Consider the following 1,912-nt stretch of genomic DNA (forward strand, 5'->3'; position numbering starts at 1 on the left):
TCTGAAACCTTATTTTTATGATTAAATTCACTTGAGATGAATTTTATCATAACATGATTTTACATTAAACCCCTGTTTTTTCTTATCATAACCACACAATTATTTTAGACAGGTTGTTTATAGGCCGAAAGAATGATATTTTTATAAGATTATCGGATTAGTTCCCCTGCGTGCTTTATGCGTTTATTCTCCGGATCTTCAGACGGCCTGAGCCTGTCTTCGCGTTTAAAACTGCTGACTTTTTTATGGGTCAGTTCGGCGTTTTTGTCGATTGTCTTTACCCTGCTGCTTTCTTGGCGTTTGGAAAGCGCGGCCAAAACGATTGAAGATGCAGGCAGTTTGAAAATGCAGGTGTATCGTTTGGCTTATATGGCAAGCGTCCGTACACCCAATGCGCAAATTGACAACCAAATCAAAGAATTTGAGCGTACGCTGGCCAATGTGACGCAAAGTGATGCCATTCATCCGCTGATTCCATCTCAAACGCCGTTGGCTTATGACTTGATTCAATCGATGCTGTTGATTGATTGGGAATCCAACATCAAGCCGTCTTTGCAACATTACGAGCGTCCGACCCAAATCGGCCTGTACCGTTTTGCCGGCAACATCGAGCTATTTTTACAGGCGATGGAAAATGCCAACGAGCAAAATACCTTGTGGCTGCGCCGCTTCCAAATGGCCATGATGCTGATGATTGTTGTGGCTGCAGGCTTGATGATTGTTTGGCATTATTCATGGATTATCCGGCCCTTGGAAAAACTGCGTGATGGCGTAGAAACCATCAGCAAAGGGCATTTCGGCGTTCAAATCGAGACAGACCAGATCCGTGAGTTTGCCCAAGTAAGCAAGGGTTTCAACCAAATGAGCCGCCGTCTGCATACGCTTTATACAGACTTGGAAGGACAAGTTGCCAAACAAACCCAAGACTTGGCGCGGCAAAACCGTGATTTGACCCTGCTCTACCAAACCACGCGCAATCTGCACCAAACTTTTACGCCCCAACAGGCGGCAGAAGAATTTTTAACTCAGATTCTGCCGGCGTTTTCCGCCTTAGGTGGTACGGTATATCTTTCCGATGAGGAGCGGAAACGTTCTGATTTGGCGGCAAGCGTCGGTGAAACCGAAGAAGGAAATCGTGTAGAATTTCCAATCGTTTATCAAGATGAACAGCTTGGCGTACTAACCCTATATTTTTCAGACGGCCATATGCCTGATGAGCAAGACGAAAAACTGCTGCATACTTTAAGCGGACAGCTGGGCATTTCCATCGCCAACAACCGCATGGAACAAGAGCGCCGCCTGCTTGCAGTCTTGCAGGAGCGTAACTTGATTGCACAAGGTTTGCATGACAGCATCGCGCAAGCTTTAACCTTTTTGAATTTGCAGGTACAAATGCTGGAAAGTGCGTTTGCCTCAGACCAACGTGAGCAGGCCGAAGAAAATATCGGCTTCATCAAAGACGGCGTGCAGGAATGCTACGAGGACGTACGCGAACTTTTAATGAATTTCCGCACCAAAATCAGTAATAAAGATTTTCCTGAAGCGGTAGAATCGCTGCTGGCGCGTTTTGAACGACAAACCGGTATTCCAGTTGATTTAAAATGGCAGGACGACGGGCAGGCTTTGAATTATGATGAGCATTTGCAGATCATCTTCATCTTGCAGGAAAGCCTGTCCAATATTCGGAAGCACGCGCGTGCGCAACATGTCAGCGTCGAAATTGCCAACCACGGCGATTTTGTCATGACGATTCGTGACGACGGCGCAGGCTTTAATAAAGAACACCTATCAAACCGGCCTTCAGGCGAACATGTCGGCTTGGGCATTATGCAGGAACGGGCCCAACGGATTAACGCAGAATTGGCCATTACATCGCAGATTGGGCAAGGTACGGCGGTTATGCTGACTTTGC

1 protein-coding gene is annotated in these 1,912 nt (G+C 46.5%); it reads left to right on the plus strand.

Annotated elements, in window-relative coordinates; translation table 11 throughout:
- Positions 1-177 precede the first annotated feature (177 nt).
- A partial coding sequence (locus ACTHUM_RS12650) for a histidine kinase (protein WP_440403020.1) occupies positions 178-1,912 on the plus strand: 1,735 nt, incomplete at its 3' end.

It is taken from the genome of Neisseria sp. P0021.S006, from assembly GCF_051956895.1.